Origin of the sequence: Citrobacter sp. RHBSTW-01013 (assembly GCF_013781985.1) — a bacterium.
Taxonomy (GTDB): Bacteria; Pseudomonadota; Gammaproteobacteria; order Enterobacterales; family Enterobacteriaceae; genus Citrobacter; species Citrobacter braakii.
This window is the reverse complement of record NZ_CP056185.1, coordinates 701,921-726,825: the sequence shown is the minus strand read 5'-3', so window position 1 is coordinate 726,825 and position 24,905 is coordinate 701,921. Positions and strand designations below refer to the sequence as shown.

At 50.1% G+C, this 24,905-nt stretch carries 20 protein-coding genes; 9 read left to right on the top strand and 11 right to left on the bottom strand.

The window, feature by feature from the left end; genetic code table 11:
* Positions 1-87: 87 nt before the first annotated feature.
* From HV350_RS03575 to HV350_RS03560, 4 genes are all read right to left on the bottom strand, one after another.
* Complete coding sequence (locus HV350_RS03575) at positions 88-702, bottom strand: hypothetical protein (RefSeq protein ID WP_046495819.1); 615 nt, start codon at positions 700-702, stop codon at positions 88-90.
* Entirely contained in the window at positions 699-1,403 is a 705-nt protein-coding gene (locus HV350_RS03570) for a WYL domain-containing protein (RefSeq protein ID WP_046495813.1), read from the bottom strand. The genes HV350_RS03575 and HV350_RS03570 overlap by 4 nt, the downstream gene beginning before the upstream one ends.
* Before the next feature lie 201 nt (positions 1,404-1,604).
* Positions 1,605-2,438 carry a DUF932 domain-containing protein gene (locus tag HV350_RS03565; protein WP_048215513.1) on the bottom strand — a complete coding sequence of 278 codons (834 nt, stop codon included), beginning with the start codon at positions 2,436-2,438 and terminating at the stop codon, positions 1,605-1,607.
* A 91-nt stretch (positions 2,439-2,529) separates the two neighbouring features.
* The gene (locus HV350_RS03560) at positions 2,530-3,393 is read right to left on the bottom strand and encodes a GTPase family protein (RefSeq protein ID WP_106105429.1); all 864 of its coding nucleotides are present in this window, start codon (positions 3,391-3,393) and stop codon (positions 2,530-2,532) included.
* Positions 3,394-3,864: 471 nt separating this feature from the next.
* Here HV350_RS03560 and HV350_RS03555 point away from each other — a divergent pair, with 471 nt between their 5' ends.
* From HV350_RS03555 to HV350_RS03535, 6 genes are read left to right on the top strand one after another with little or no spacing between them, the layout of a single operon-like run.
* The gene (locus tag HV350_RS03555; protein ID WP_094169381.1) at positions 3,865-4,437 is read left to right on the top strand and encodes a restriction endonuclease subunit S; all 573 of its coding nucleotides are present in this window, start codon (positions 3,865-3,867) and stop codon (positions 4,435-4,437) included.
* Positions 4,438-4,484: 47 nt separating this feature from the next.
* Positions 4,485-6,092 carry a type I restriction-modification system subunit M gene (locus tag HV350_RS03550; RefSeq protein WP_106105428.1) on the top strand — a complete coding sequence of 536 codons (1,608 nt, stop codon included), beginning with the start codon at positions 4,485-4,487 and terminating at the stop codon, positions 6,090-6,092.
* Positions 6,092-7,312 (top strand): restriction endonuclease subunit S, encoded by a 1,221-nt coding sequence (locus tag HV350_RS03545; RefSeq protein ID WP_106105427.1) that lies wholly within the window; start codon positions 6,092-6,094, stop codon positions 7,310-7,312. The genes HV350_RS03550 and HV350_RS03545 overlap by 1 nt, the downstream gene beginning before the upstream one ends.
* 58 nt (positions 7,313-7,370) lie before the next feature.
* Positions 7,371-10,286 carry a type I restriction endonuclease subunit R gene (locus HV350_RS03540; protein ID WP_181544011.1) on the top strand — a complete coding sequence of 972 codons (2,916 nt, stop codon included), beginning with the start codon at positions 7,371-7,373 and terminating at the stop codon, positions 10,284-10,286.
* Between the two features lie 35 nt (positions 10,287-10,321).
* Complete coding sequence (locus tag HV350_RS26800) at positions 10,322-10,456, top strand: hypothetical protein (protein ID WP_256435588.1); 135 nt, start codon at positions 10,322-10,324, stop codon at positions 10,454-10,456.
* Between the two features lie 45 nt (positions 10,457-10,501).
* A complete protein-coding gene (locus tag HV350_RS03535) occupies positions 10,502-11,482 on the top strand; it encodes an IS5-like element ISKpn26 family transposase (protein ID WP_000019450.1) in 981 nt (326 codons plus the stop codon).
* Positions 11,483-11,520: 38 nt separating this feature from the next.
* Here the strand turns inward: HV350_RS03535 and HV350_RS03530 are convergent, their stop codons facing one another.
* A complete protein-coding gene (locus HV350_RS03530; RefSeq protein ID WP_249418026.1) occupies positions 11,521-16,500 on the bottom strand; it encodes a cadherin-like domain-containing protein in 4,980 nt (1,659 codons plus the stop codon).
* Between the two features lie 400 nt (positions 16,501-16,900).
* On the opposite strand from HV350_RS03530, the gene HV350_RS03525 reads away from it, so the two are divergent.
* Both HV350_RS03525 and HV350_RS03520 read left to right on the top strand, forming a co-directional pair.
* A complete protein-coding gene (locus tag HV350_RS03525) occupies positions 16,901-17,824 on the top strand; it encodes an IS5 family transposase (RefSeq protein WP_346267098.1) in 924 nt (307 codons plus the stop codon).
* An 86-nt stretch (positions 17,825-17,910) separates the two neighbouring features.
* Positions 17,911-18,498, top strand: a complete 588-nt coding sequence (locus HV350_RS03520) for a hypothetical protein (protein ID WP_181629798.1) — start codon at positions 17,911-17,913, stop codon at positions 18,496-18,498.
* A gap of 68 nt (positions 18,499-18,566) precedes the next feature.
* Here the strand turns inward: HV350_RS03520 and HV350_RS03515 are convergent, their stop codons facing one another.
* From HV350_RS03515 to HV350_RS03500, 4 genes are all read right to left on the bottom strand, one after another.
* Positions 18,567-19,187 carry an inovirus Gp2 family protein gene (locus tag HV350_RS03515; protein WP_025798974.1) on the bottom strand — a complete coding sequence of 207 codons (621 nt, stop codon included), beginning with the start codon at positions 19,185-19,187 and terminating at the stop codon, positions 18,567-18,569.
* A gap of 191 nt (positions 19,188-19,378) precedes the next feature.
* Positions 19,379-20,785, bottom strand: a complete 1,407-nt coding sequence (locus HV350_RS03510) for a YfjI family protein (RefSeq protein WP_106105424.1) — start codon at positions 20,783-20,785, stop codon at positions 19,379-19,381.
* Between the two features lie 124 nt (positions 20,786-20,909).
* Entirely contained in the window at positions 20,910-21,146 is a 237-nt protein-coding gene (locus tag HV350_RS03505; protein ID WP_106105423.1) for an AlpA family phage regulatory protein, read from the bottom strand.
* Positions 21,147-21,252: 106 nt separating this feature from the next.
* A complete protein-coding gene (locus HV350_RS03500) occupies positions 21,253-22,308 on the bottom strand; it encodes a hypothetical protein (protein ID WP_106105422.1) in 1,056 nt (351 codons plus the stop codon).
* A gap of 233 nt (positions 22,309-22,541) precedes the next feature.
* Between HV350_RS03500 and HV350_RS03495 the strand changes: the two genes are divergently transcribed.
* A complete protein-coding gene (locus HV350_RS03495; RefSeq protein ID WP_106105421.1) occupies positions 22,542-22,700 on the top strand; it encodes a hypothetical protein in 159 nt (52 codons plus the stop codon).
* Here HV350_RS03495 and HV350_RS03490 read toward each other — a convergent pair.
* Complete coding sequence (locus HV350_RS03490) at positions 22,697-23,311, bottom strand: Fic family protein (RefSeq protein ID WP_181544015.1); 615 nt, start codon at positions 23,309-23,311, stop codon at positions 22,697-22,699. The genes HV350_RS03495 and HV350_RS03490 overlap by 4 nt on opposite strands.
* Positions 23,312-23,315: 4 nt before the next feature.
* Positions 23,316-24,632: a site-specific integrase gene (locus HV350_RS03485; protein ID WP_106105420.1), complete on the bottom strand. Its 1,317-nt coding sequence runs from the start codon at positions 24,630-24,632 to the stop codon at positions 23,316-23,318.
* Positions 24,633-24,905: the final 273 nt, after the last annotated feature.

Here is a 24,905-nt window from a genome sequence, read left to right as displayed (position 1 = left end):
GTCTTCTTCCTGAATAAATGCGAACCGGATTGCGCCAGATATACCTGCAAGCCATCTGGCGCGGTTAAAACATCTGTAACCAGATCCTCAACAGTTACCGGTTCGGCGGCAGAGTTCAGCCATACTCTGCTTTGCCACCCATTGCTGCAGCTCCCTATCTTTTTGAGAACGCTTAGCCTCCAGCGCGGCCTGTTGTTTGGGATTGACGCAGTTATCAGGCACGACCATCAGGGTGTTTGGTTTAAATTTTGTCCGGGCTAGTCGCACTGTCTCTGCCGGGTCATCAGTTCCACTCGCTCGCTGCTGCGCCTCGTCAAGCAATGCAGCCTGTGTATCAATCAGAACGAAACCACATGCCTTTCCCTCACCCTGGTAGACAGATGTCAAATCGGAGGAAGAACCACTGGCTGTTTTGAGCGCCAGTTTGCGTACCGTTTTAGTATTTTTATCGGCCAGAAAATAGCCTCCATTGTATCCCTGACGTAGCAGGAATTGCCGGGTCCAGGGATAATTATCGATCACTCTGGCACCATACAGCGCGTTGCTAAGGGTATGGTTGTCCAGACCATCAGCTGATTTCCAGCCATCTGCCTGCATGTACTGCCAGGCCTTAACCGTACCCACGATATTTTCAGCGGCTACTGGTAAAACTGTTCCGACGCACAGGCTGAGCGCCAGCGTGGTGGCAGTGAGTAATTTCATTTTTGCTCCTTAAAGGGTGAAAAACCGTCGTCACCGACAACGAAAAGTGAATGGAAAGTTTGAAAGTGAGGTAAAACCCGAAGAAAATCTGGGTGTGACAACAGGTTACGTACCTGTGTATCCGGGACAAAAAGCGCAGGGTTGAATGTGACCGTGTGAATATCACCCAGCGTGAAAACCGTTATATGTCCCTCATGTTCACCGGTCAGGTACCAGCAGCCGTCGCTGCACACCAGTCGATAGGGAGCCAGACCAGTGCAACGATGACCCTCTGCCAGTAGCGTTACCCGACGGTGTTCTGTGATGGCGCGAATAAGTCGCGTAAACACTTCAGGCCGTGCTTGCGTCCTGACGTTGGTGCTGTGCCAGATAAGGCAAGGAGACTCGCTGGCGCTCAACAGAGAGTTGACCAGTTGGTTGTCTATATCCGGAAAAAGCGCCTCCACACCGGACTGACGGACAAAGGTCTGCACCGTCAGCTCCCTCTGACGGCTGCCGGACAGCAGACGACATTGCCCGTTACGGAATTCCAGATCGAGATAGGCCAGACGCTCGCGAAAATCCCGACGCAATGTGCGCACTGACACGCCAAATTCGGCGGCCAGTGTCTGTATGATCAGCGTTTCTCCCGCCACAAGACGGCTGATAATCAGCGACAGCCGGACCGCGAGGCGCTCATGGCGGCGCTCAGACTGAGACATGAGAGGCGTTCTCCACCCTGTTAATGGACTGAAAATTAAGTGATTAGTGTAACGAGAGGGTCGGACAGGATACGGACAGCGGAAGCGGTATTTTTTCTGCAGGATGAATGCAATCAGAATGCGGCTTCATCGTCTTTTTGAGGAAAAAATGCCTGGAAATCGATCAACGAACGGACAGGAGGTGTCCGTATGCTGCCGGAGCTAACATCCGTTTGCCTCAAATCTGGAGAGCATAGCTTCCGCCATCACCCATAGCGCCCGGTTGAGCTTAACGTCGCCGTCAATGCCGCGCACGGCACGGGTATGCGTTCGCCCGCCTTTTGCACTACGTCCGCTGAGCCCGCCTTTAATCAGATTTTCCTGAATACGCTGGTAGGTAGTCCACAGGTCGTTACTCTCATCCTGCCAGCGGCGCGGGGAAAGTATCTGCGATTCAGTAACAGGCTGGTGGTCCTCACCAAAGCGATACGTAAGCGCGGCTTTTGCCAGTGCCTGCTGCGCAGGTGGCGGCAACCGCAACGACTGCATCGCATCCCGCTTCTCCTCCACCCGGTCAAAAATGCCCAGCACTTCATACGCGCCTTCAATCACCTGACTCACCACGTCCCCCTTGTGCGGCACCCTGACCTCACCAAACGACTCGCCGCAGACGAGGCCGTTCTGACACACGGCTCTAAATAATCCTGGCAACATCTGGTACGAGCTGGTGCCATCATGGGAGTTGAGAAGAATGATTTCCGGCACCTGTTTACCGGTGATCTGCCCCTCCCGACGCAGGCGCAGCATATGCTTCGTATGTTCACGACGACCCGGGTCACGCACGCGGGTCTGGCAGGCAAAGAACGGCTGGAAGCCCTCCCGCTGCAGGCTATCGACCAGAGAGATGGTGGGTATATACGTGTAGCGTTCACTGCGGGATGCGTGTTTGTCCTCGCTGAACACGCTGGGCACCACGCGAAACAGCTCTTCGCGGGTTAACGGGCGGTCGCGACGAATAAGGTTTGCAGCGCCAAAGCGCGAAGCCAGACGGGTCATAAGCAGACTCCTCATAACGGAAAAACAAATAAAAGAAAGCCCTGTCGCACAGGCGACAGGGCTCGGGAAAGAACAGACAATCGTTAAACGTTCAGAAGAAGAAATTCCAGACGGCCCGGGCAACCGACACCACGGTATCGCGCACCGCGCGTATGACTGCCCTCACCGGAGCCGGTATCAACGGCAGGGCACTTACCGCATCCAGCGCCGTGCCGATCGTTTCACCAAAATCGTCACGCGCTTTTTTCTGGACTGTCGGTGTGCGAAAGGAGGGCTTCAGTTGCGACACCACCGGGCTGCTGGCCTCACGCGGCAGGCACTTAATCATCCGCTCGGCCATCACCCGCAGTCCCCACTTAGCCCGAACTGAAATGGCACACACCGGATGCACGGGCTGGAACAACTCATGCAATAGGCAGATTTTACGGCTGATGTTTTGTTTCTGTTCTGTGGATAATCGTTCTCCTCTGCTGGTGGGTTCAGCCTTGTCCGACTGGCTGATAACAAACAGCACCTTATGCCGGTATGCCTCGCCAATCACCTTGTGATAAAAGTGCTCATCCACTGACAGCGCCCGGTCATCAGCCTTGATCAACCACAGTACCAAGTCGAGGCGAGGAAGCTGTTCACGGTAAAGAGCAGCATATTCGGTATCACGTGCGCCACTTTCCCCGACACCAGGCAAATCCACTAGTGTCATAAACCGCCCTCCAACCTGAAAACGAAAACGCAGTGGCTCACGGGTACAGGCTGCTACATCGCTGACCGGCGATACCTCACCGGCAAACAGAGCATTGCACAGACTGGATTTACCAGCCCCGGTTTTGCCCATAATGCCGACCATTGGTTCATAACTGGTTAACTGGCTTACCTGGTGCAAAATGCGTTCAGACACCCATTGCGGTAACCCAGAAAGTGAGTTCTGCAGCGAATGCAAGCCTTCCCGATTTCTCATGACATCTCCTGAGACAAATAAAACAAAAAAGGCGAATCCTTGAGGAATTCGCCGTAATGATGTTGCGTTCATGGAAATGATATATGTCTGAAAAATTTTAGAGTGCAGGTGTCTTATTAACAAAACCAGGGCTATACCCCAGCTTCGGCTTCGCGGAGAATACTGATGATCTGTTCGTCGGAAAAACGCTTCTTCATGGGGATGTCCTCATGTGGCTTATGAAGACATTACTAACATCGGGGTGTACTAATCAACGGGGAGCAGGTCAGTTCTCATGCTTTAAAACTTGAAGTTATGAATGATTTTTTTAGTGTTCAACCTGATATCTGAGCACTATATAACGCTATTCTTACCAGAAAAAATTTGATCACGATCGCGTGTAATAAATTTAAATTACTTGATTTAATCTATTCGGCATGAGTATGCTACACCGCACAAAGCATATGTAATTTATCTTTATTCGGAGTTTGAATGCTGCTCACCTACAAGGAAATAGCTACGTTTACGGCAGGCTCGCACATCAGCCGTATCCAGGAAAGCGCAGATGGGTCCGCATTTCGTTTCTATGCGACCGAACAGTTTCTGGTAGATGACTGGCAGTCAGCTATTGTGTCAGCCGAGAAAGAACAGTGGGTGAAAACGCATCAGGATGTTGTGCTGGCGCAGAAAGGAGATGTTGTCATCAGCTTGATTCATGGCAAGGCGGTTCGCGTGAGCACCGAAAATGCCGGACGTATTTTAGGTAATAACTACGTCAAAGTGGATGTTGATACCAGTCGGATTGATGCCGCGTGGTTCCTCTGGCATTTCAATGAAAGCCCGGAGGGACGACGTCAGCGGATTCAGACCACCCAGGGTTCTACCGTCGTACAGCGTATCGCGGTTAATGAACTGAAAAATTTTACCGTTACCCTCCCGCCACTCGCACAGCAAAAAGCGATGGGAGGGCTCTATCTGGCGGCGCGAGAAAAACGCTTTTATCAGCAGCGAATTGCCGCCCTGAGTGAACAACAGATCCTGAGCCTGCTCGGTGGTATGATTTGACTTATTACGTCACTCTTTCGTGACGAAGAAAAACAACAGGAACAACTATGTCTCCCCAGATTGAAGCGCAAAATTTAAGTGAACTGCAAGGCCGCCTGTGGAATATCGCCGATACCCTGCGCGGTAAGATGAATGCCGATGAATTCCGCGACTACTGCCTAGGTTTTATCTTCTACAAATACCTGTCAGAAAAATTTGTCGCGTATGCGAACAAAATTCTGGCGGAAGATAGCATTCAGTACAACGAACTGACTGCGGAACATCCCGCTTATCAGGATATCGTTGATGCGGTAAAAGAGGACAGTGTCCAGACCTTAGGCTATTTCCTGCCGCCAACGGATCTGTTCCACACCATGGCAGAACGTGTGGCTAAAGACCCCAAAGGCACAGGTACCGGCTTTATTCTGGAAGACCTCGCGACTACCCTACGCAGCATTGAACAGAGCACGCTGGGTACCGACTCCGCGGATGACTTCAGCAACCTGTTTGAAGATCTTGATTTAGGCTCCAGCAAGCTCGGTAACACGGCGAAAGCAAAAAACGAATTGATCGGCAAAGTCGTCACTGAACTCGACAAACTGAGCTTTAACCTGAGCGAAGCGAGTTCCGACATTCTGGGGGATGCCTACGAGTACCTGATCGGCCAGTTCGCCTCAGGCGCAGGTAAGAAAGCCGGGGAGTTCTATACCCCACAGCCGGTTTCCACCCTGCTGGCTAAAATCGTCACCACCCACAAATTGAAGCTGAAAAACGTCTACGATCCTACCTGTGGCTCGGGTTCATTGCTGCTGCGCGTAAAACGTGAAGCCTCGTCGGTAGGTAAAATCTACGGTCAGGAGATGAACCGTACTACCTATAACCTGGCACGTATGAACATGATCCTGCACGGGGTACACTATGCGGATTTTGAGATCATTCAGGAAGATACGCTGGAGCACCCGCAGCATACGCATCTGAAATTTGACGCTATCGTTGCTAACCCACCGTTCTCCGCCAAGTGGAGCGCCAGCCCGCTGTTTATGAACGATGACCGCTTTGCCCAGTACGGCAAACTGGCCCCTTCCAGCAAAGCGGATATGGCGTTTGTACAGCATATGTTCCATCACCTGGAAGATGACGGCACCATGGCGGTGGTATTGCCTCATGGAGTCTTGTTCCGTGGTGCAGCGGAAGGCCATATCCGTCAGTTTATGATTGAGAAGCTGAACTGCATTGATGCGGTGATCGGCCTACCTGCCAATATCTTCTACGGCACCAGCATTCCGACCTGTGTGTTGGTACTGCGTAAATGCCGCAAGCACAACGACAGCATTCTGTTTATCGACGCCAGCAATGACTTTGAAAAGGTGAAAACTCAGAACCGCCTGTTGCCGGAACATATCGATAAGATTGCCGATACTTATAACGACTGGAAAGCGATTGAGAAATACAGTCATATCGCAACGCTGGAAGAGATCCGTAACAACGATTACAACCTCAATATCCCGCGCTATGTCGATACTTTTGAAGCTGAAGAAGAGATTGATCTCAACGCTGTGGCGCAGGAAATTCGCGATCTGGAAGAGAAAGTGGCAGAGATTGATAAGACCATTGCCGGGTTCTGTAAGGAGCTGGGGATTGACACGCCGTTTGCAGTGGTGGAGGGAGATAAGTGATGGTGCCGAAGCTACGTTTCGAAGGATTCAATAAAAACTGGGCGGTAAAAAAATTAGATAGTATTTTTTCATTTAAGAATGGACTTAATGCCAGCAAGGAAATGTATGGTAAAGGTGTTAAGTTTATCAATGTACTGGATATTATCAATAACGATAAAATAACTTATGATGTTATTAATGAAAGCGTGGGCGCAACTGATGATCAAATATCATCTTATCAAGTAATGCAAGGGGACATTCTTTTTCAAAGAAGTTCAGAAACTAGAGATGAAGTTGGGCAAACTAACGTCTACGCTGACTCCAAAACTGTTTTGTTTGGAGGTTTTGTGATAAGAGGCAGACCGTTAATTAACATAAATAGCACTTTTTTAAATTATCAGTTGAAGACTGATGCGTTAAGAAAAGATATAACTCAGAGAAGTGGTGGTAGTACAAGGTATAACATTGGACAGGATTCTCTTGGGAAGGTCACTGCATTTTTTCCTGAGATTAGAGAGCAAGAAAAAATTGCTAATTTCTTATCCTCTGTTGATGAAAAAATGGCGCTACTGAACAAGCAGTACAACCTGCTATGCCAGTACAAAAAAGGAATGATGCAGAAGATTTTTAGTCAGGAAGTGCGGTTTAAGGATGAAAATGGGGAGGGTTACCCAGAATGGAAATATGTAGATTTAAAAGAAATAGCTTCTAAAGTTAATATTAAAAATAGAGAGGGTTTGGTCAACGTAGTACTAACTAACTCTGCGACACAAGGCATAGTTAGACAAGATAGTTACTTTGAAAGAGAGATTGTAACTGAAAGCAACTTACAAGGATATTATGTAGTTAGTGTTGGTGATTTTATATACAACCCAAGAATATCTGCAACAGCTCCGGTTGGCCCTATAAAAATGAATGAATTAATCCAGGGCGTGATGTCTCCTTTGTATACGGTATTTCGTTTTAAAAAAGGATTATTGAAGTTTTACCAATATTTTTTTGAAAGTTCAGTTTGGCATGACTATATGAAAAGTGTCGCTAATAGTGGTGCCAGACATGACCGTATGAATATTTCTGGAGCAGACTTTTTTGCCCTTCCAGTATCTCAACCTATTGAGGCAGAACAAAGCAAAATAGCCAACTTCCTTTCTGCTATCGATGAAAAAATATCCGCAAAAAAAGCGGAACTAGATAAATTAAAAAATTGGAAGCAAGGCTTGCTCCAGCAAATGTTTATATAATAATCGTGCAGCCCGACCGACTCCGGGCCTGCACAATAACTAAAGGCACTACACACTGATGGCAACGCAAAGCGAATACGAGTTAGAAACGCAGCTGGTGGAACAGCTGGTAGGCATGCACTACGAACGGGTGAATGTCACTGACGAAACCAGTATGAAAGCCAACCTGCGCAAGCAGATTGAAATCCATAACCGACTGGAATCAGCCCCACTAACGGACAGCGAATTTAACCGTATTTTCTTGCACCTGACAAAAGGTAATGAAGTCATCGATCGCGCCAAAATTCTGCGTGATCGCTACCAGTTATTGCGTGATGACGGCACCGAGAAGTGGCTCAGCTTTATCAATAAAGAGGAGTGGTGCCAGAACGAATTTCAGGTAGCGAGCCAGGTGAAGCAGTTCAACGCCGAGCAAAACACGCGTAAAACCCGCTTCGACGTCACGCTGCTGATCAACGGCCTGCCGCTGGTGCAGATCGAACTTAAGCGTCGCGGTCTGGGACTGAAAGAGGCCTTCAACCAGATCGATCGCTACCATCGGGATGCGTTCTGGGTCGGCAGCGGCCTGTTCCAGTATGTGCAGATCTTTATTATCAGCAATGGCGTGGATACCAAATACTACGCTAACAATCGTGCTAACCACTTCGAACAGACCTTCTTCTGGACCGATGAAAAGAATAACCCGCTCAAAGCGCTGGAAAAATTCACAGATGCATTTCTGAAGGTCTGTCACATCGCAAAAATGATCACCCACTACACGGTGCTGAACGAAACCCGTAAGTGCCTGATGGTGATGCGCCCGTACCAGTTTTATGCCTGTGAGGCGATGATCCGCCATGTGAAAGAGAATCTCCACAAGCAAGGGCGGCCGGAGAACGGCTATATCTGGCATACCACCGGCTCCGGTAAAACGCTGACATCATTTAAAGCCAGCCAGGTGATCATGGAGATGCCGGAAGTGGATCGGGTCATTTTTGTGGTCGATCGCCGGGATCTGGATTATCAGACGGCGAAAGAGTTCAACGGCTTTGCGAAAGACAGCGTGGATACCACCAACAACACCAGTACGCTGATAAAACATCTCAAGCAAAGCAGCACCAAACTGACGCTGACCACCATTCAGAAGCTGAATAATGCCATCACCCATGAAGGGTATAAAGCGCAGCTTGCACATCTGCGAAAAGAACGCATCGTTTTTATCTTCGATGAATGCCACCGCAGCCAGTTCGGTGATACGCATAAAGCGATCGTGAACTTCTTCGAGAACGCACAGCTGTTTGGTTTTACCGGGACGCCAATCTTTGCCGATAACGTCAATATCACCAACGGTGTCAAACAGACCACCGAACTGTTGTTCGATAAATGCTTGCATAAATACGTGATTGTCGACGCCATCCGGGATGAAAACGTACTGCGCTTTGCCGTGGAATATGTCGGTACTTACAAGCGTAAAGAGAGCAGCAATGAGATCGATATTGATGTTGAGGATATCGACACCAAAGAGGTGATGGAAAGCGATATCCGGTTGGGCAAAATCACTGACTATATCCTTGCTCATCATAACGCCAAGACCCGCAATCGCGAGTTCACCGCGATGTTCTGCGTCGGGTCAGTCGATATGCTGATCACCTACTACAAACTCTTTAAAGGCAAGCAGGCCGCACTGCAGGCGGCGGATGCTAACTACAAGCCGTTAAAAATTGCCACCATCTTCACATACGCCGCCAATGAAGCCGACAAAAGTGATAAAGAGGCGGTAAACGGTCTGCTGGATGAAGAGGATATTAGCCTGCCGCAAGGGGCTAAAGTTGACACCTCAAGTCGTGATCATCTGGATAGTTTTATCGAGGATTATAACGAGCTGTATGGCACCAGCTACTCGGCCAATGACTCAAAAAGCTTTTACAATTACTACAAAAATATTGCCCAGCGCACCAAAGAGAAAGGCATCGATATTCTGCTGGTGGTGAATATGTTCCTCACCGGTTTCGACAGCCCGGCGCTGAACACGCTGTACGTCGATAAAAACCTGCGTTTTCACGGCCTGGTACAGGCGTTTTCCCGCACCAACCGCATTCTCAACGAGAAGAAAAGCCACGGGAATATCGTCTGCTTCCGCAATCTGAAGAAAGCCACCGACGATGCTATTGCCTTGTTCTCGAATAAAGATGCCTCTTCTACGGTGCTGGTCAAACCCTTTGAGGAGTACTTCGGGGATTATCAGAACGCTGTCGATCGCTTGTTAACGCTGACGCCAACGGTGGAAAGCGTGGACGATTTGCCAGATGAGGAAGCACAGCTGGCATTTGTAACGGCATTCCGCGATGTGATGCGTTTGAAAAACATTCTCGAAAGCTTTGCCGATTTTGATGATGCGGCTAAACCGCTATCGGACCAGACGCTGGCGGATTTCACCAGTAAGTACCTCGATATCCACGACAAGGTGAAAAAACACTCCAGCAAGGAGAAAGTCTCGATTCTTGAAGACGTGGATTTTGAAGTCTCGCTGATTCATCGCGACGAAATTAACGTCGGCTACATTTTGCGTCTATTGGCTGGCATTCAGGCGATGCCGCCAAAAGAACAGCAGGAGCAGAAGAAAAAGATCATGGATATTGTCGACAGCGACGTCACGCTGCGCAGTAAACGTGAGCTTATCGATAACTTTATTGAAAAAAGCCTGCTGCATGCCTCGCATGACGAAGATATCACTCAGGTGTTTGAAGCTTATGTCGAACAGGAAAAAGGTAAGGCGCTGGCAGCCTTGTGTAGCGAAGAGCGACTCGATTCGATCAAACTGACCGGCTTACTGGATAACTACCTCTTTACCGACGTGATGCCGCGAGAGGATGAAGTGGCAGAAACGCTAACCTGGACGCCGAAGATTCTGGAACGCAAGAACGTGCGGGCACGTGTCTACGACCGTGTGCGCAATGTGATTGAAACGTTTATCAATGGGATGCGCGGGTTTTAAAAGATTTTGGTGACGAATATGGCAGAGGTATTTTCATGAGTGAGATAGATATCCAGGGTGATGACGCGTTGGTTCAACTGCTGTTGAACGCAGACAAAGGCGATATAGATCTGCTGATCGATTATGTCACTAACACCGGTAAGCTTGGGAAGGTGCGAACAAGTTCCTGATATGAGATCATCATATTCATCCGGAGCGCATCCCAGAGGGACATCATGAGCCATCAACTCACCTTCGCCGATAGTGAATTCAGCACTAAGCGCCGTCAGACCCGAAAAGAGATTTTCCTCTCCCGCATGGAGCAGATTCTGCCATGGCAGAATATGACCGCTGTCATCGAGCCGTTTTATCCCAAGGCGGGCAATGGCCGACGGCCCTATCCGCTGGAGACCATGCTGCGTATTCACTGCATGCAGCATTGGTACAACCTGAGCGACGGTGCCATGGAAGATGCCCTGTACGAAATCGCCTCCATGCGCCTGTTTGCCCGATTATCCCTGGATAGCGCCCTGCCGGATCGCACCACCATCATGAATTTCCGCCACCTGCTCGAGCAGCATCAACTGGCCCGTCAATTGTTCAAGACCATCAATCGCTGGCTGGCCGAAGCAGGCGTCATGATGACCCAAGGCACTTTGGTGGATGCCACCATCATTGAGGCACCCAGCTCTACCAAGAACAAAGAGCAGCAACGCGATCCGGAGATGCATCAGACCAAGAAAGGCAATCAGTGGCACTTTGGCATGAAGGCCCACATTGGTGTCGATGCCAAGAGTGGCCTGACCCACAGCCTGGTCACCACCGCGGCCAACGAGCATGACCTCAATCAGCTGGGTAATCTGCTTCATGGAGAGGAGCAATTTGTCTCAGCCGATGCCGGCTACCAAGGAGCGCCACAGCGCGAGGAGCTGGCCGAGGTGGATGTGGACTGGCTGATCGCCGAGCGTCCCGGCAGGGTAAAAACCTTGAAGCAGCATCCGCGCAAGAACAAAACGGCCATCAACATCGAATACATGAAAGCCAGCATCCGTGCCAGGGTGGAGCACCCGTTTCGCATCATCAAGCGGCAGTTCGGCTTCGTGAAAGCCAGATACAAGGGGCTGCTGAAAAACGATAACCAACTGGCGATGTTATTCACCCTGGCCAACCTGTTTCGGGTGGACCAAATGATACGTCAGTGGGAGAGATCTCAGTAAAAACCGGAAATAACGCCAGAAATGGTGGAAAAAATAGCCTAAATAGGCTGATTCGATGTGTTTGCGGGAAAAAAATCGGCCCAGATCCGCGAAATTTTAATCAGCGAGTCAGCTTGGGAAGAAATGACCTGCTTATTCGCACCTTCCCTAATGGTGATGTCGGATACGCCGGCGTTACTGTACTGCGCGGCGGTCAGCGGCACGCCGCTGGCGTCGGTGATGCGCACCGTCACCTGCATAAAATCGGTTTCGCCGTCGGTGTAATCCGGGTCGGAAATCACAAAGCCGCCGACTTTGGTGCCGTCGACTACCGCCGGATCGCTGTTGAGGTAAACCGTACCGCCCGTTGCAGAGACAACCGGCGCGTCGTTCACCGGCACAATGGTGAGGTTCAGCGTCTGGTCGGCCGGGTCGGCCTGCACGGTGTCGCCGATATGCGAGTCGCCGTCGTCCAGATGCAGGGTGATGGTGACATCGCCCGCCGCTGCGCCGTTCAGGTCGTGGTTGACGTTGGCGCCGCTCTGCCAGGTGAGGCCGAGCGCCGCGTCGTTCAGCAGCGCTTCAATGTCGCTGGCGCGACCGGTCAGCGTCAGCGTGCCGGAGTTGTCGCCGGAAATCGTAACCGGCTGGCTGCCGGCGGCGCTGGCGGTGGCGCTGGTGTTCACGTCCGCGCCGCCGATGCCGAGGGTGCCGGACGGCGCGGTGATGGTGACGGTCACCGGCGTGCCGAAGGCGGCGGATTCGGTGTCCTGCACCACGATATTGCCGCCGATAAAGCTTGCCTGATCTTCATAAACGGTACGGTCCAGGTTGGTCACGGTCAGCGTGCCCGGATCGTTGATTTCCGAGGCGCGAATGGTGACGGACGCCGCGCTCAGGTTGCCGCTTTTTTCCGGTACGGAGGCGCTGTACCAGTTGTACTCGGTGGCGTCGACGGCGGTGGCCGCCGCGCCTCTGCCAGGCGTCGCGGGCTGGTTCAGCGTGCCGCCGTTAGCGCCTGCCGTCAGCGTGCCGCTTGCGTCGCGCAGGCGGTCATCGGCGATAGTCTGCACCTGATAGGTGGCGTTGCGGTCGGTTCTGAAGGTCACCGTCAGGCCCGCCAGCGCCGCGTTCACCTGGGCGCGGGTGCCGCTCAAGACCAGATAGTCGTGCTGGCCGCCGTGGGCGGTAGAGATCGTCGCGCCGCTGCCGGTCGCGTAACCCAGGGTCACGTCGCTGTATTCGCTGGCCACGAAGGCGCTGCCGTCCGCATGCAGCAGACGCACGGTCACCTGCAAATAATCGCTCTCGCCATCGGTCACGCAGTCTGTCAGATCCCCATCTTTGACCGAGAAGCCCGGCAGGGCGTTGCTCGTCGCCGTGGCGCTGGCGATGTTCTTGATGCCCGACGGCGCGGTCACTTCCGGCGCGTCGTCGGTCGGGCGGGTGTAGATCCAGAACGCGTTGCCGGTCTGCTCTTTGTCGCCGTCAGAAATCGTGAAGGTGAACTTATCGTCCGGGGTGGCGGGTTCGCTGTTGCCGCTGCCTTCGGTGCCGTCGTTCAGGTAGTAAATGTACCCGTTCGCCACATCCTGCTGGGTGAAGGAGGAGCCTTTGCCGATGGGGCTGAAGTTCACACCATCTTTGGAATAGGCCAGGGTGCCGTGGGTCGGCGCGCCGGTGATGGTGTACTGCAGCTGCATTGAGCTGCTGTCGGAATCGTAGGCTTGCAGCATGGCGCTGGTTAGCTGGCCATAGCTTCCTTCGGTGACGTACAGCGGGTTGTTGACTGGCGTGCCGCCAATCAGGTTCGGCGAGCCTGCGGTCACCGTCGGGTCGGCCTGGGTCGGGTCTTTGGCGATCTGCGGCGCGTCGTTGACGTTAGTTATCTGGATTTTCACCGTCGCGTCGCTGGCGGAGGTGGCGCCCCAGCGGTCGGTGGCCGATACGGTAAAGGTGGTGGAGCGCACTTCCGAGCCGTCGCTGACGAAGCGCAGCCCGGTGGTCGAGGCGCTGGCGGTAAGCAGCGAGGCGTTGAGCGTCTGGCCGACGGTAACGTCAACCCACTGCGAGCCGTTGTAGTATTGCAGCGTGCAGCCGTCCGGCAGCGTTTTGATGGTGAACGTCAGGGCGTTGGCGCCGGTCGCGTCGTTGTTATAGGCGTAATTGTTGGCGCTGGCGCTGCCGTCTTTGATCGTCGCGCTCTCTTCCAGCCCGTTGCCGCTGTTGGCGTCGTCCGGGTCGCTTATCGCTATCTGGCCGGTGGTCAGGTAAGCGGTTTCGCCTTCGGCGATGACGGTGGAGGAGGAGCCGGTCACCACCGGCAGATCGTTCACTGGCGTGACGTAGATGTTCAGCGTCGGCGTCCAGATATTGGTCACCGGGTTGCCGTTGGCATCGAGCGTGGTCAGACCCGCCGAGACAGAGAACGCCGCGGCGTAGACAAAGGTCTCTCCGCCGTCGTGCTGGAAGCGAATATTGCCGCTGTCGAGGTCGGCCTGCGTAAAGGTGGCATATTCGCCGAGCGTCACCCAGCTGCCGCCGACATTTTTTTGCAGCTCGCCGCCTCTTGCGCCGTTCGAGAAACCGAGGAAGGTATAGACCACCTGCGAGGCGTCCACGCCCGTGGCGGTGTAGCTCAGGCCCGGCACGCTTGAGAAGTCGCCGCTGGTGCCGTTCAGCACGAGGGTGCCGCCTTCTTCTACTTCGCCGCGGGCGTTGCCGGAGGTGAAGTCCACGCCCGCCCAGGTGGAGTCGCGGTTGGTGATGGTGGTGACGCGATCCGGGATCGTGCCGGGACCGCCGCCCGTGACCACCGCAAGGCCGATGGTAAAGGTAAAGCTGGTCAGCGTTTCGGTGCCCGGCGTGTACACCCCGCCGATGCGGCTGTAGGTCGTGCCGTCGGCGTTCCAGCGCAGCGCAGCGGTGTTGTCCACCACCACAAAGTTGAAGCTGTCGGTGTCACCCGACGCGCTGGCGCTGGCGTACTGCACGTACTGCACTTTGTCGTCGACGATATCCTGCATGGTGAAGGTGCCGCCGTTTTGCAGGCGGTAGCCGTCCAGCGTCAGGTAACCGTGGGTGAGCTTGCTGTCGTCAACGATAAAGCTGAGGTGGTTATCGGTGGAATCCACGTCGCTTGCGCCGATCATCGCAGACGTAAGGGTGACGGCGTTCGCCAGATCGTCCACCTGCGCGTGCAGCGTTACGTTGTCCAGAGTCGGGTCGTCATCCACCGGGCGCACGGTCAGGGTAATGGTGCCGTCGGTGCTGGCCGGCACGCCGGTGCCGCCGCCCTGGTCGGTGACGCGTACGCCAAAGCTGTCGGTGCCCTGGTTTTCACTGCCGTCGTTAGCATAGGTCAGCAGATTGCGATCGGCATAGTCAAAGGTCTGGCCGACGGTGACGGCGACGCCGTTAAACCAGAGCGTGCCGTGGGTCGGCAGGGCGGTAATGGTGAGAGTCAGCGTTGTGTCGCCCGGATCGCCGCCGCCGTCCGCCTCTATATACTGGCCGACGTTGCCGGTGTTGACCGCATTGTTGGGCTGGCCTTCAAAGACCACGCCGCTGCCGCTAAGGATCGGCGCCTGGTTCTGCGGGGTAATGTTCAGCGTGACGTGGACGGTATCGGACTGCGCCTTCGGCGTCGCGCCGTCGTTGATGACCGCCGTAAAGCCGTCGGCGGCGTTCTGGTCTGCGCCCGTGGCGGTGTGGACATACTTCACCTTGCCGTCGATCAAATCCTGCTGGGTAAAGATAGAGCCGACGCCCATCCGGTCGCCGTTCAGCGTCAGATAGCCATACTGCGGCGGGTCGGTCAGATCATAGACAATCTGCACGGGCTGCTGGGTGCCCGCCGTTACTTCCGCATCGATGGCGTTAAGGGTCACGGTGGTGATGACGCTGCCGCCCGATTCGATCTCCGGCACGTTCTGGGTGGCGTCGGCCACGCTTACCGGGTCGTTCGACGGGGTCACGGTCACATCGATGGATTTGCTGGTGCTGACGCCCGCGCTGTCGCGCACCGTGACGTCCAGCTTGCCGCTGGCGGCGGTGTTGCCAAGCTCGACGTCAGCGGAGGTAAAGGTGATGCTGTTAAGCCAGGCCTGCGCTTCGCTGGCAGTGCCGGTCATGGTCAGCGAAGCGTTGCTGGTCTGGCTGTCGCTGAGTTTGCCGATGGCGCTGTTGCTCAGGCTCACCGTGACGATGACGGTTTCGCTGGCGTCCGTGGTGCTGACCTGCCAGCCGCTGAGCGTGGCGGTATCGGCGCCTGCGGCGTTAAGGCTGCTCGGCTCGGCGACGGTGATGCCTTTTTCCGGCGCGGTGACTTCCGGCCCGGCCAGCAGACCGTCGTAATCAAAGGCGAAGGTTTTCGCTTCAATGCTGCCGGTATGGTTTTCCAGCACCCAGTCGCCGGAAAGCGCCGCGCTGCCGGTCATGTCGCTGGAGGCCGCCACGTCCGCCTGAGTCACTTCGGCGAAGCGGGTGATAAAGGCGTTATCCTGGGCGGAGACGTCGCAGCCGTAAAGCAGGATGTCGCCGCTGTCGCTAAGGCTTGCGCCGATAGCGCTGAGCTGTGAAGACCACGCCGAGAGGTTGTCCGCCGTCAGCACATCGGTGCCAAGCGTAATGGTGTCGGACGCGCCGTGGCTCAGAATATGAATGGCGGAAATATTGGTTTCGCCTTTCAGCGCGTCGGCAAGCTGGCTCAGACCCGAGCTGTTTTCATCGATAATCACCACCTGGCTGCCCTGCGGCACCTGGTCCACCAGCGACTGCCAGCCGGAGATATGCTGGTCTATTACATAGACTTCGCTGGCGGCGCTGCCCGGTTTTTCGCTTGCGGCGTCGGCTGTGGCGGCGTGGGGAATATCCAGCGCCTTCGCGGGTTCGGTGGCGCTTTCATGGTGCACCAGATCGCTTGCCGATGCCTCATGGATGGCGGTTTCAGCCAGAGCGGCTCCATCAAAAAGCTGGCGAGACTCAAGAGCAAAACGATGCGCACGCGGACGTAAACGACGGTTCTTTATTGTAGTCATAGGTTTACTGCTCTTAAAAAATAGAGTGACTGGATAAATATTCTGAGTTCAGCGTTGCCAGGAGCGTACACCATGTCGCCAGGCCAGAGGAGGGCAAACAGGGGATATATTCATCGAAATTATCGAATGGACGCTTAGCGCACGAAGAATAAATAAATCTTAAAGGACAAATAAGACAGCGCCCCGCCAGCCCTGAAAAAACCAATACGACGAAAGGCTTAACCGTAAGCAAAATTCTATAATTAATTTCATTAACTTAGCATTTGAATACTTTTAAAACAACTCGCTTTTAGTAACCGAAAACTCTCCTTCACGCCAAATGGGGCTTTGTTGAATAAATCGAACTTTTGCTGAGTTGAAGGATCAGATCACGTATCTTCCCGACAACGCAGACCGTTCCGTGGCAAAGCAAAAGTTCAAAATCACCAACTGGCCCACCTACAATAAAGCCCTCATCAACCGTGGCTCCATAACTTTCTGGCTGGATGATGAAGCTATTCAGGCCTGGTATGAGTCGGCAACGCCTTCATCACGGGGAAGACCTCAGCGCTATTCTGATCTCGCCATCACCACCGTTCTGGTCATTAAACGCGTGTTCAGGTTGACCCTGCGGGCTGCGCAGGGCTTTATTGATTCCATTTTTACACTGATGAATGTTCCGTTGCGCTGCCCGGATTACACCAGTGTCAGCAAGCGCGCAAAGTCGGTTAATGTCAGTTTCAAAACGTTCACCCGAGGTGAAATCGCGCATCTGGTGATTGATTCCACCGGGCTGAAGGTCTTTGGTGAAGGCGAATGGAAAGTCAAAAAACACGGCAAAGAACGCCGTCGTATATGGCGAAAGTTGCATCTGGCAGTTGACAGCAAAACACATGAAATCATCTGTGCAGACCTGTCGCTGAATAATGTGACGGACTCAGAAGCCTTCCCGGGTCTTATCCGGCAGACTCACAGAAAAATCAGGGCAGCATCGGCAGACGGCGCTTACGACACCCGGCTCTGTCACGATGAACTGCGGCGTAAGAAAATCAGCGCGCTTATCCCTCCCCGAAAAGGTGCGGGTTACTGGCCCGGTGAATATGCAGACCGTAACCGTGCAGTGGCTAATCAGCGAATGACCGGGAGTAATGCGCGGTGGAAATGGACAACAGATTACAACCGTCGCTCGATAGCGGAAACGGCGATGTACCGGGTAAAACAGCTGTTCGGGGGTTCACTGACGCTGCGTGACTACGATGGTCAGGTTGCGGAGGCTATGGCCCTGGTACGAGCGCTGAACAAAATGACGAAAGCAGGTATACCTGAAAGCGTGCGTATTGCCTGAAAACACAACCCGCTACGGGGGAGACTTACCCGAAATCTGATTTATTCAACAAAGCCGCCGGTATACTGATTCTTTCGCAACTAAAGATGTTTAACGAAGCTGTTGTTTATTTTGAAAAGCATTTAAGCCCTGCCTTCTGGAAAAGCTTTGATCAGTGTGTTGAACGATTTATGAAAGACAACAGCTGGGTAGGTAAAGCAAATTATGAACATCAGGATTATTGCTGGCTGGCCCATCCAGCTTGGGTCATTGAAGGCGTTAACTGCAAATATTGGTTTGAAAACAGTTCGACTGTTACTGAAGGAAATGATTATATTTTAGCCGTCCTGACGGGTACGGGAACCGAGCAGGGGCTGTTTGGTTTTGAGTTTAAATTGAATGCCGGGTATTTTGGTGGAGTCAAAAAGATTGCTAGTTATGCGAGTAATGTTCAACAATCCTACCGTGAGCAACTGCAGACACTAGGGCTATTGGAACAAGGGAAAGGTAACTATTTCCTACCTGTCACGATTAAACCTAATTTACTCACTGAGTGCTGGAAAGAGCATGGTGAGTTTCCAGTGGAACATGAAGTATTTTTTCCATTGCAAACAGCTCTTGACAAGCTACTACAATCTACAAAAATTTTGGATGCTATATTTTTGTCCGAAGCGCAGATTGCAGTAAGTGAATAAGTTAAATAATTAACGTTATCTGGTTTGATTTGGCCTTTCTCGCATAAGAAAGGCCATTGCAGTAAAAATTATCCCCGACTACACCCGAAACTTCTATCTCCCTCACCAAATACCTTCGTATCAAGCTTGGTCAAGTAATCCAGTCGTTCAAGCAACTCATTGTATATGATGTCAAAATCAGGATCGTTTACGTTGAGCACATACCTGCAATTGTCCGGAAAATGTACAATTTCACGACAATCTTCAAGTTCCAAGCCGAGAGCGCTATACCACGCCCTGACTATCAGATTGCTAAGTGTACCACTATGTTTGAGATGCCCCAGATGGTAGTAAGCATCTTTGTTAAAGAACAAGCAAATGTGGAAATGGCATTTGCCATTCTTTGAGTATTCTCTTGCCCAGACATTACGTACAACGTTCTTATTGACTCTGATCCCAGCAAACTTTCTGCGATGTTCATGTGCTTCCAAAATCGCTTTCATCGAATCCAGAAATCGTGATATTGCACCGGGTTCAAGGTTAGGAAAACAGCATACCGTATCACCATTATCTAAAATAGGTGGGTAATGAAGATCCGCTCTTAATGCCATAGTACGTGGAAACTGATTGATAGCATTACTGACTGTCAGAGCAATTTTATCTCTGTAAGCGAGAATATGATCGCCATGAGTACCTTGGTAAAGTTTCATCATACATCTCTGATTTTAATATCCCTGCTATTCACAGGGATATGTTGTGAGTGATTTATCAAATAAATATATATTACCTTTCCAACATTTAAATTTAGGCAAAAGCTATCACCTGCCTGCGGTGGCAGTTCCAAAATAACTCTGCAATTAGTTAGAACAAGCAAGTATATCGATGGTATTTTTTTACTTCATTAAACCCCCCAGGTATCCATCGCCTGTATAAAGATAGTTTTTCCTTTTTTAGCAGCCTTTATCTTCCCTTGAGAATAAAGAGTGCTTAATAATTCATTTACTTTACCGCGGTCCCTGAACCGGTTAGGCCCATATTGCAGTATGGTATTCTTCCTCATATATGGTAAAAGATTTTGATTGCAATATTCTTTTATCCACCAATAAAGCTCATCTGCATCTGTATTGACCATATCTAGCTCCTGTTGTTTGGAAAATAATTTTATATACTCATCTACGTACCATGCACTTATTTCTATAGCAGCTTCAACAGCGGTAAGTGATACATCCCCTTCATCACCATTAAAATAGTGTAATAATGCAGCAATCCTTGCCATATTTTCAGCGATTTTAGATGCATAATCTTTAAAGTCTGAAAGAAACCCGAGTAACCGCATTTCTGTTTCAACTTGATTATAAAATACAATCCATCTCTGTCTTGCTTCTGGCGAGAAATGAAGGCAAATACGTTCATCTTTGTTTTCGATACTCTCATTGACGATCTCCATTAATCGCTCATGGAACACAGGCAAATGTTCACTTGAGACAACAGGATTAGTTATTTGTCTATATCCTTGTGTTGAAAAGGGACGACAAATAAGTGTACGAGCAAAAAATCCTATCCCTTTTGCTATATCCCCTTTTCTTTCAATATATCTATTGATAACTACAGACTGAACCTGTAGGGATAATGTCAATCTGGCATTTTTTATTAACCTCTCAGGTGCGTTTTTCCTTTCGACTGAATAGGTTGCGCCATCCCACATTTTGTTTACAAACGGCAATTCATTTAATGCATAACCATTAAATATGGTCCCAGCCTCATCTGATAAAATGCCAACTGATCGCCAGTCACCACAGAGATACTCTTTTATCGCCGCTGGTGTGGTATCATTAAACGTCAACTTATATCTGACAGGCTCTACAGGATAACTATCTTGCAGCATACTCAGACTTTCACGTGTTATGGTTGGATCTTTGCCACCACGGATCTCTGACTTCAGTTTTGACATCAAAGCTTTCTCTTCCGCCTTGAAAATCTTTACGTTATACCGCCACTTAATTATTTCTTGTTTATATAGGTCAAATAGCCGTTCCTCTAGTTGGTAAATGGGCTTCATTAACAACTTACTTACCGTGCTCTTCCGTTCCCCAGATTCCGCGATTGTCACAATAAACAGCGATGTAGGGCTACGCAGATTATTCAATCTACAAACATCAATTCTGTTCTGACAAGCAAGAGATATAACGCCAAGCATCTCTGCTGCAACCATGGGAAGCGGTGCATGAGTATGTTGTACTATCTCATAAATTGCATTTCCCACCCTCGCGGGGAACACATGTATGGGGAACTCTTGATCTCCCGACATAAATCCTCATCATCATTTAATGTAAAAAGTACCTCCGGTTGAGTTGCTATTCCGCTATTAATAGTGGAAATAGCAAGATGCATTCCCAACCATTAGATGAAAAATACTAAAAAAACCATGGTTCTTAGCGTTCATTAATCCAGTAGAGTAGATCGCTAAGCAACCACCCGCACGACTTAGCTCCAAGTGATTTGCGTTGAGGAAACCTCCCAGCCTTTTCGAGCTTCCAGGCTGTCGAGCGAGAAATCGAAGTGATATACTGTCGCTCTTTTTCACGCACCAGACGGTCACCTTTCTCACCGTAGACATGCAGAATTTGCAGTCGTTGTTCAGGGGTTGGAATGATAGATTTTGTATTCATATTGCCTCCTTTGTTTTGGTGGAAGCAGTTTGTACGATTCAGATAAAAATATAAAGAAGATAGGTGCTCACTTCATTATCACGCAATGAACACCTTATTGAGCACCTTATTGAGCAGAAAGTAACTTGATATCTTTTAGATAGTGTTTTAATTGTGACCCAGTAATTTCCCCAGGGAAATTTAATTTTTCAACTTCATCTAACAATGAGCTGACTAGCAATTCCAGAATCACATCAGGATTTTCATCCCAACAGTGCTCCTTAGCAACCAGATATATAACTTCGTCTTTTTCAGAAGACCACCGTCCATTTTTCATTTTAACAGATAAAGTACCATCATCATTTGTAAACTCATTAAACCATCGAGAGATGCTTGAGCGGCTTATTTTTTTAATTTCTTTGCAATGTTTTTCCCTGTAAAAATTCAATATATCCGCTGCGGTTAAAAACAAAAGCTTGTCATTATTTGATTTACAATATTTATTAATTAGAAGAATGACAATAACATTTTGAATGTAACTTCTCTCCATTGCAACAAACTCATTGCTTTGAGGTGCAGTTAATTTAAGAAGTTTTTTATAGCTGGCGCTATCAATCTGCAAGTCAGAGTGAGAAATTAAATCATCCTTATTAAAAATTAGATGATCATTGTCATCACGTCCATACACTATAACCTCACTAGGAATACTCCCCCAAACATCATTCGCATTCCTAAGGTTATAATTATCTCTTACCAAGTGGGTCATTTTGGTAGGTTTGATTTTCCAAAAGCCGCAGGCATACCCATCATAGGCATATTTAAAAAATGAACTACCGCTAAAAACTGGATACTCATTTATTTCAGACTGGTCACAAGGTATAAATGTTCTTACTGTAAACTGAGAGCTGCTCTCATGTTGATAAAAGTCCCCTCCAGCTCTGATATCAAATGTATCATAACGATGTTCTTTTTTATTCGCATAACGAATTATTCGGCAGTATTCTGAACGAAGATTAACATAAAGACTTATTTTATCATCCAGCCATATAGATATAATATCTTCCAGGCTCACATTAAATTTTTTCGAGAACTCGCCAGCACGACAAAAAATATCAGGGATATCGAATTGTTCAGATATATTAAACAGATCAGAAGCATCAAAAAAATCAGAGTTACTTGTCATTTATCGCCACCAATGAATTGACCCTATCAATTACAACGGATTGTATCAAGGTAACGCAATGAGTTTAAAAGCTATTTAATGACAAGTCAGTTTTTTCATCATCTCAAATCGAGTTATGTACAGCGCTACTCTGTGAACGATGCAGGCATTTACCGTGCTATCTCACTTGATACCAGCCTTGCGGGCAGTCCCTATCCACACTAGAATCAGAGCAACAAAACGAGGCTTTCACCATGACAAAAAAAACAGCATATAGTCAGATCACCAAGACTCAAATCTACCGCGCCGTTGCCAGCTCAACCGCGATCGAAACGGGTGCTTCTGTGCAAAAAATTGAGCAGCAACTCAAAAAAAACCAGGCACAGGCGAAAGCCGTTGGCCTCGCCCGTTAATCTGGCAAGATGTCGCTCACAAGTTGCTTCATAGGGCTGTAGTTCCCTGATACACCTGCCTGTATTGCCTTGAAGTAAAACGCCTTGTGCTCATCCCACAGGCTGTAATCCAGTAAGCCCTTCCCCGCCATAACCGACAGTGCATCGCAAAGTAGCCGCGACAGACGCCCGTTACCTTCTCTGAATGGGTGGATCAAAATAAACTCCACGTGGCATTCAGCCAGATAACTAACCAGCTCCGGGCGAGCTAGGGATTTCAGTTCACCAGACCGAGAAAGAAATTGCTTCTCGAAACCATCAAGAAGAAGCGGAATCCTGTCGGCAGCAGCAAACTGGAAACCGTCCTTAGTTAAATTGGCATTACGCAATCTCCCCGCCCAGTCGTACACGTTCCCCAGCCATTGACGATGCCAGCCACTGATATGGTCAAAAGCCAGCGCCGTTGGCGGCTGACCTTCGATAAATAGCAGTTCATAAAGCATCAGCAACAGGCCAGATTCCAGAGCCTCCATTTCCTCTTCATCAGTGATCCCTAACTTATTAGCCAGCACCAGGTCTCCAGAGCCCGGCTGATACCGCTCTTCTGCTGAATTAAGCTCATATTTTGCCAAGCTCTTACCTCCGTCCAAACAAGTTCACAACGTTGTTTTCCTGCTGTCGCTGATAGTTGTTGACCCTATCTTCCCAAATCTCAAGCGCCCTGCGCTTTTCAGGCAAGTAATCATAACGGTCATAGTGTTTCGAGCTGACGTCATTCAGAGCGTGATTCTGGATACGATCGCGGATCTCTTTGCTGATCCCCGCCTCCCCCATCAGCGTTTTACAAGTGCGGCGTAAATCTCGTGCTGTAAAAACTTTAAACTCGGGATTAAAGGCCCGAAAATACATAATGGAACGCGCCAGACTATCGGTACGCACCGGTCGTTCGCCGTTGGTCGAGAGCGGGAAGATATAGGGGCTGTTACTTTCCTTAGTCAGTTCTTTCACTGAGGCTAATTCACTTAATGCCGATTCAGTCAGCGGGATCAGGTGCTCCCGTTTGTTTTTCGATACATCGGCAATTACCAGGAGCGTCTTTTGCTGCCAGTCAATCGCGCTCCACTGGCTGGCAATCATTTCAAACGGACGCTGCCCGCCAGCATAAACACAGAAGCGGATTAGGTGCTGCATCAGTGGCCCAACGTTAGTTGCCTGAGCGAACTGCTCCATGACAAAACGTAGCTCTTCCAGCGTTAACCATGTATCACCCACTTTTTCCGCCGAAGACTGTTTCGGTATGGCCGATACCGGATTTACTTCAAGACCGAACGTAATACCCACACTGGTATTCATCGGATCGTTATCGGCTTTTAAGCCGTAGTTAAATGCTGCCATCAGATACGAGCGAATCCGGTTAGCATGCACCACCGCATCACGCTGGATAATGCCTGAGAGGATGGTTTTGATCTGCAGAGGTGTTACATCTTTCGCTTTGGTTTCTCGAGGGATAACCGTGTAGCACTCTTTTTCAAGACGCTTCAGGACATCAGCCCAGGTCCGCTTATTGTCGAGCTTCATCTTGTTAACGTAGCCATGCACCAGCTCATCAAACGATCCTTGAGAGCGATGGATCTGCATAAGGTGCTCTTCGGCCAGGCGTTGTTGCTCAAGCTCTTGTTGGGGCTCTTTTCCTTCAACAAGCCAGGCTCCATACTTTTTCGCCAACTCATTGGCCGTCACCAGCTTCATCTCAGGCCAGATGCCCAACTGGATGAACTTCTCTTTCTTCCCTTTCTCAACGTAATAACGGAAATAAAAAACTTTGCTGCCTGAAGGCTGAACCTTAACGCCAAGCCTGCCGGTGCCACGTTGAGCACTGTTGCTCCACACGTAGTACGACGTACTTTTTGTCTTCAATCCACGTATAGCAGTCTCGGTAAGATTAGCGGCCATGAGGTTACCTTTCTGAGGATAAGCGTTACCTGACCCAATGCCCATTTTGGGTCAGGTAATGGGTCAGGTAAGGATAGTACAATGGGGAAATGAGAGAACCAATCAGAAACAAAAATAACTTCATAACTGATTGATTATAGATAATTAAAAATACAAATAGAGACAATGACGAACAATTAAAAACATACCAATTTTATGACTCATAATCGCTTGGTCGCTGGTTCAAGTCCAGCAGGGGCCACCAAGATTCAAGGACTTGCGAGAAATCGCAGG